Origin of the sequence: Enterococcus raffinosus (assembly GCF_019175485.1) — a bacterium.
In the GTDB taxonomy this organism is placed as follows: domain Bacteria; phylum Bacillota; class Bacilli; order Lactobacillales; family Enterococcaceae; genus Enterococcus_A; species Enterococcus_A raffinosus.
Map to the genome: position 1 here is coordinate 3,025,617 of NZ_CP072888.1, position 6,388 is coordinate 3,032,004.

The window sequence follows — 6,388 nt, forward strand, 5'->3', positions numbered from 1 at the left end:
TTCTTGTGCGTTCATATTGCGTTTTAATATGGCTTTCGACTTACATCACTCAGTTGTACTACCCACTTTAGCAATCTTCCCTTGTTCAATATAAACCATCAGAATACTAATATCAGCAGGATTTACACCACTGATACGACTAGCTTGAGCGATTGTTTCTGGCTGAATTTTTTGAAGTTTTTGCTTTGCTTCTGTAGCTAAACCATTAATTGCCTCATAATCGATTCGTTCTGGGATACGCTTTGCTTCCATTCGCTTCAATTTTTCTACTTTTTCCATCGCTTTTTTGATATAGCCCTCATACTTAATTTGAATTTCTACCTGTTCTACTTCTTTTTCTGTTAACTCCTCATTCGCAGGAATGAACTGTAGCAATTCTTGGTAAGAGATTTCCGGGCGTTTCAAAAAGTCGCTCGCTAAAACACCATCTTTTAATTCTGCGCTATTTTTAGCTCTTAGAAAGCTTTGAACTTCTTCGCTGGGTTTTATCCGAATCGACTGTAACCGAGCCATTTCTGCTTCGATATGCGCCTTTTTAATCAAATATGCTTGATAGTTCTCCTCTTCTACTAATCCAATCTCATGCCCGATTTCTGTTAAACGTAAATCTGCATTATCATGACGTAAAATCAAACGATATTCTGCCCTTGATGTTAATAATCGATAAGGTTCATTCGTTCCTTTCGTCACCAAATCATCAATCATAACTCCAATATACCCGTCGCTGCGTTTCATAATGAACGGTTCTTTTCCTTGAATCTTTAATGCAGCATTAATTCCGGCCATCAATCCTTGACCAGCAGCTTCTTCATAGCCACTTGTTCCATTCGTTTGTCCAGCTGTATAAAGATTTTCAATCACTTTTGTTTCAAGTGTTGGGCGTAATTGATGAGGAGCGACCATATCATATTCGATAGCATAGCCGGTTCGCATCATTTCAGCCTTTTCCAGGCCTTCAATCGAATGCAGGACTTCATTTTGCACATCCTCCGGTAACGATGTTGACAATCCCTGAACATAGACTTCTTCTGTATGACGACCTTCTGGTTCTAAGAATAATTGGTGGCGTTCTTTATCAGCAAAACGTACGATCTTATCTTCGATGGAAGGACAATAACGGGCACCTACACCATCAACAATTCCTGTAAACATTGGCGCACGATGTAAATTATTTTGAATGATTTCATGGCTTTTCAAATTTGTATATGTTAACCAACATGGAATCTGCTCTTGTAAATATTGGCTATCTGGTGTTTGATAACTAAAATGATTAGGTCTTTCGTCACCAGGCTGAATTTCTGTTTTACTATAGTCAATCGAGCCTGATTTCACTCGTGGAGGTGTCCCTGTTTTAAAACGATGAATCTCTAACCCAAGTTCTTGTAAATGATCTGCTAACTTGATGGATGGTTGTGAATTGTTTGGACCTGACGAATATTTCAACTCACCGATAATAATCTCACCGCGTAAAGCTGTACCTGCAGTGATTATTACTGCTTTAGCTGAATAGACAGCGCCTGTTGATGTTACAACACCTTTACAGATTCCTTCTTCCACAACTAAACGATCAACAACACCTTGTTTCAAGGTTAGATTGACTTCTTTTTCAATCGTGTGTTTCATTTCTTCCGCATAAGCGTGCTTATCTGCTTGTGCACGCAGAGCTCTTACTGCGGGACCCTTACCTGTATTTAACATCCGCATTTGGATATATGTTTTATCAATATTACGTCCCATCTCGCCACCAAGTGCATCGATTTCTCTTACAACCACTCCCTTGGCTGGACCACCAATGGAGGGATTACATGGCATAAATGCCACCATATCTAAATTGATAGTAATCAATAGGGTCTTTTGTCCCATACGTGCTGCTGCTAATGCCGCTTCAGAACCGGCATGTCCTGCACCCACAACGATTACATCATATGTTCCTGCTTGATATTCCATGTAGCATCTCCCTCTTTATTTTCCTAAACAAAATTGACTGAATAATTGCGTAATCAGTTCGTCTTGTACACTATCGCCAACAATTTCACCTAAATAATCCCAACAACGTGTCATATCTATTTGAACTAGATCTACTGGCATGCCTGCCATAATACCATTGTGAACTTCTTTTAATGATTGTCCTGCTTTTTCCAGCAAGGCAATATGCCGCGTATTCGATACATAAGTAGCATCTTTTTCAGCTGTCTGACCTCCAAAGAAAAGTTTTGCGATTGCCTCTTCTAATTGATCCAAACCCGCTTTTTCCAAAACAGATATTGCAAATACTTCATCTTCACTAAGATAGGATTTAAGATCTTGTGGTGATAATTGACTTGGCAGATCCGTCTTATTTAATAAAACAATTCGTTTTAACCCTTTGGTAGCTTCTAATAATTCTTTATCTTCTGCCGTTAGTGCTTCGCTTTGATTCAACACCAGTAGTATTAAGTCTGCTTCACTTAACGCTTTACGACTGCGTTCCACACCAATTCGTTCTACCACATCATCTGTCTCTCTGATTCCTGCGGTATCAATCAATTTCAAAGGTACACCACGTACATTAACATATTCTTCAATTACGTCGCGTGTCGTCCCAGCAATCTCTGTCACGATCGCTTTTTCCTCATGTAAAAGATAATTTAGCAAGCTTGATTTACCGACATTGGGACGACCAATGATGGCTGTACTCAATCCCTCACGCAAAATTTTTCCTTGTTTAGCGTTCAATAACAAAGCATCAATTTGCTGCCCGACTTGTTGTGCTTTTTCTAATAATAATTGGGTAGTTAATTCTTCCACATCATCATATTCTGGATAATCGATATTTACTTCTACCTGTGCTAACGTCTCTAATATCTCTTGACGTAGTTGACGAATTAAATGAGACAAGTTGCCGTCTAATTGATTAATTGCAACATTCATTGCCCGATCTGTTTTTGCTCGAATCAAATCCATTACCGCTTCTGCCTGAGAAAGATCTACTCGACCATTTAAAAAGGCTCTTTTAGTAAATTCACCTGGTTCAGCTAAGCGTGCTCCAGAACGTAAGATAAGCTGCAGTAATTGATTGACCACTACAATTCCACCATGACAGTTTATTTCTACAATATCCTCACGTGTAAACGTCTTCGGTGCCCGCATAACACTGACCATTACTTCATCAACTACTTGCTGATTCGCGGGGTCAATAATGTGCCCATAATGAATCGTATGTGATGGCACATCTAACAAACATTTTTTTCCGCTGTTATAGACACTATCTGCAATTTTTACCGCCCGATCGCCGCTCAAGCGCACAATGCTGATTGCGCCTTCACCTGGCGGGGTTGAAATTGCTGCAATCGTATCAAATTCTAAGGTAATCTCTGCCAACTTTTTTCCTCCTAATGAATTAAGAACATAAAAAAAGTGCCTACTCCACCCCTTGATCAAGGAGTAGATTGAGCACTTTGACTGCTTTTTCTACAAAATTCTGGTGTAAGATTAGCATATTTTTATTGACAATTCAAGCATACCTGTCGAAATAGCCTTATTTTTCAAATTTTGCTAAAGAAAAAGCTGAGCCAAACATTTGGCACAGCTCTGATTTCTAAAAATATTTTTTGGCTGGTTCAACAACTAGGTAACGATAAGGATCTTCGCCTTCAGAATGAGTTTTAATGTATTCATCTTTACTTAAAGCTGAATGAATCATTTTTCGTTCAAACGCTGGCATTGGTTCCAAAAAGACTGGTCTCCCTGTCTCTTTTACTTTTTCTGCAGTTCGCTGTGCTAACCGTGTTAAGACTTCTTCGCGTTTTTGGCGGTAGTTTCCAACATTCACGACTACAGACAGCTTTTCTTTTGCTACACGATGTAGAAAAACCTGCGCTAAATATTGTAAGGCATTTAATATCTTGCCATGTTTACCAATCAGCATACCTTGCTTACTCGTTTCTAAATTCATAACAATCAAACCGTTAGCTTCATGCTGTATTTTTACTAATGCCGGTACGCCCATGTCATTGGTAACATTCGTTAAATAAAGCGCCAGCTCTTTAATTGCTTCTTCTTCATCTAAATCAATTAGCTGAATGTCAGAACTACTTGATTCAACTGCTTGTTGAATTTTTTCTTCTGTTTTTTCTTCAGCAAATGTTTGTTCCTCTTCTGTCGATTTTTTATTCGTTTCAGCAGCAATTACAGGTTCTTCGACGTTAATTGGTTCAATGGAAACACGAGCATCTTTTTTTCCCATTCCCAAGAAACCTTTTTTTGCATCTGTTAAAATTTCAATATCGACAGCTTCTTTTTTCACCCCTAAAGCTTGCAGTCCTTTTGAGATTGCATCATCAATTGTTGGACCCTCATAAACAGGCATCTTCTAGACCTCCTCAGTTGTATTCTATATAAAAATTAATATGCTTCGAACATATCTGTCCTTATTTTTTTCGTTTTTTCTTTGGATGTTTAGCTTTTTCTAATGCCCGTTCTCTTTCACGAATTTGTCGAGCAACTTCTTCTCTTTCTCGGCGGATCTTAAATGGATTATTGATTAACAATGTTTGAATCACTTGGAAAGCATTTGAAATAACCCAATATAAAGACAAACCACTCGCTAAATTTAATGCCATAACAAAAATCATGACAGGCATTGCAAAATTCATAATTTTTAATGATGCATTCGATTCTAGTTGACTCATACTTGATAGATAGCTACTTGCAAAAGTAAAGACCGCTGCAAGAATTGGTAAAATGAAATAAGGATCGGATTGACTCAAATTCAACCATAAAAAATGTCCTGATCTTAACTCTGGAATTCGCAAAATTGCCTGATACAAAGCCATCATAACGGGCATTTGTACTAAAAGCGGCAAACATCCTGCGTAAGGGCTCACATTATTTTCTGCGTATAATTTTTTAGTTTCCGCTTGTAGCTTTTGTTGTGTTTCTTGATCACGAGAGCTGTATTTTTCCTGCAAGGCCTTGATTTTAGGCTGTAATTCTTGTGTTTTTCGCATGCTTTTGGTTTGAAAATGCATTAACGGCATCAAAATAATTCTAATAATAATAGTAAATAAAATTATCCCTATTCCGACATTTCCAAAAGCTAGTCCTTTGATAGCTTGACCGAAATAATAGACTACATAGCGGTCCCAGACACCTGTACTATGCGCACTCACTTCCCCTGTCCCACAGGCCGATAGTAAGAAGACAAGGCTTAATAATCCTGTCATCAATAATATTTTTTTATATTTCTTCACCTAAATCTGTTTCCTTCCTAACTTAATATTTTGGCTAATTTTAAAACATGTATAAGATTCGAACGTATTTCATCGTAAGGCAAGTCTTTTGTAGTTGGTCGCGCAATCACAATAAAGTCTATTGGCGGCAGGTCATTCTTTAACTCTTGCAAGATTGCACGAATTTTCCGCTTTACCTGATTCCGCATCACAGCATTTCCAACCTTTTTACCGACGGATATGCCTACTCGAAAATGTTTCTGACCAGAAGGTTCTAGACGGTATACCACGAATTTTCGATTCGCAAAAGAAGCACCTTCTTGAAACACTTTTTGAAATTCTCGTTCTTTTTTGACCCGATATTTTTTTTTCATCTAGCTTCCTTCGTTTCTTTTAAATCTATACCTGACAATAATACCATACTTCAAAATAAGGAAGCATCCTTATTCAGCAGAAAAATTCCTTAAGAATCTCATTTTAGATACAAAAAAAACCACTGACCGGCAGTGGCTTAAGCAGCAAGTACTTTTCTTCCTTTACGACGACGGCTTGCTAATACGCGACGGCCGTTTTTAGTGCTCATGCGTTTACGGAATCCATGAACTTTTTGACGTTTACGTTTATTTGGTTGATAAGTTCTTTTCATTGAAATACACCTCCATAGCTAACATTACATAGACATACCCGAATATTATAACGACTCTTCCCCTACTTTGTCAATCACGAAATGAAAAAGAGGCTAATAAACTAGCTTCATTTTTTATGTGAAGTATTTTTTTATCCACAAAATCTGGGGATAAGCTCCTTCTTAATGTGAATAACTTTTTTCCACAAAAAAGGCACCTAGATTTTCCAAAAGTTTTTTCCCCAGAAAAAAGCGCCTATTAGTAAGTTGTCCACATGGTGGATAAGTTTTGTGCATAACTCTTCTTCAACCTCATCTATCAGCGCCTTATTTTTGCTTTATTTGTGAATTCCTTAGTGGAAAAAGAATTCTTTCCACATTTTTTCTGTAAGCTGTGTATATGTTTTTCCCTCCTGTTTATTCACTCTTTGTATTTTTATACATTCTGTGGAAAAAGAGAAAGTTCATCGTATTCCTTTCTGGTTGTGGAAAACTTTTTGAAAAAATGATAAAGTAGGTCTATCTGAATTTTATAATATAGGAGGCGACTTAT

Annotated in this window: 6 protein-coding genes; all 6 read right to left on the reverse strand. The window is 37.6% G+C overall.

Going from position 1 to position 6,388, the window contains the following annotated elements; translation table 11 throughout:
• Positions 1 to 45: 45 nt before the first annotated feature.
• The gene (gene mnmG / locus J9537_RS14750; protein ID WP_218256254.1) at positions 46 to 1,947 is read right to left on the reverse strand and encodes a tRNA uridine-5-carboxymethylaminomethyl(34) synthesis enzyme MnmG; all 1,902 of its coding nucleotides are present in this window, start codon (positions 1,945 to 1,947) and stop codon (positions 46 to 48) included.
• Between the two features lie 15 nt (positions 1,948 to 1,962).
• The gene (mnmE, locus tag J9537_RS14755) at positions 1,963 to 3,360 is read right to left on the reverse strand and encodes a tRNA uridine-5-carboxymethylaminomethyl(34) synthesis GTPase MnmE (RefSeq protein WP_218256255.1); all 1,398 of its coding nucleotides are present in this window, start codon (positions 3,358 to 3,360) and stop codon (positions 1,963 to 1,965) included.
• 217 nt (positions 3,361 to 3,577) lie between these two features.
• Complete coding sequence (gene jag / locus J9537_RS14760) at positions 3,578 to 4,348, reverse strand: RNA-binding cell elongation regulator Jag/EloR (RefSeq protein ID WP_218256256.1); 771 nt, start codon at positions 4,346 to 4,348, stop codon at positions 3,578 to 3,580.
• Positions 4,349 to 4,409: 61 nt separating this feature from the next.
• On the reverse strand, positions 4,410 to 5,231 hold the full coding sequence (locus tag J9537_RS14765; protein ID WP_010747421.1) for a YidC/Oxa1 family membrane protein insertase: 822 nt from the start codon (positions 5,229 to 5,231) through the stop codon (positions 4,410 to 4,412).
• A 17-nt stretch (positions 5,232 to 5,248) separates the two neighbouring features.
• Positions 5,249 to 5,584, reverse strand: a complete 336-nt coding sequence (rnpA, locus tag J9537_RS14770) for a ribonuclease P protein component (protein WP_218256257.1) — start codon at positions 5,582 to 5,584, stop codon at positions 5,249 to 5,251.
• A 137-nt stretch (positions 5,585 to 5,721) separates the two neighbouring features.
• The gene (gene rpmH, locus J9537_RS14775; protein ID WP_006703104.1) at positions 5,722 to 5,856 is read right to left on the reverse strand and encodes a 50S ribosomal protein L34; all 135 of its coding nucleotides are present in this window, start codon (positions 5,854 to 5,856) and stop codon (positions 5,722 to 5,724) included.
• Positions 5,857 to 6,388 lie beyond the last annotated feature (532 nt).

Excerpts from the sequence above, each read along its gene's own strand:
- mnmG (WP_218256254.1), bottom strand. The coding sequence starts at position 1,947 with ATGGAATATCAAGCAGGAACATATGATGTAATCGTTGTGGGTGCAGGA.
- jag (WP_218256256.1), bottom strand. The coding sequence starts at position 4,348 with ATGCCTGTTTATGAGGGTCCAACAATTGATGATGCAATCTCAAAAGGA.
- rnpA (WP_218256257.1), bottom strand. The coding sequence starts at position 5,584 with ATGAAAAAAAAATATCGGGTCAAAAAAGAACGAGAATTTCAAAAAGTG.
- rpmH (WP_006703104.1), bottom strand. The coding sequence starts at position 5,856 with ATGAAAAGAACTTATCAACCAAATAAACGTAAACGTCAAAAAGTTCAT.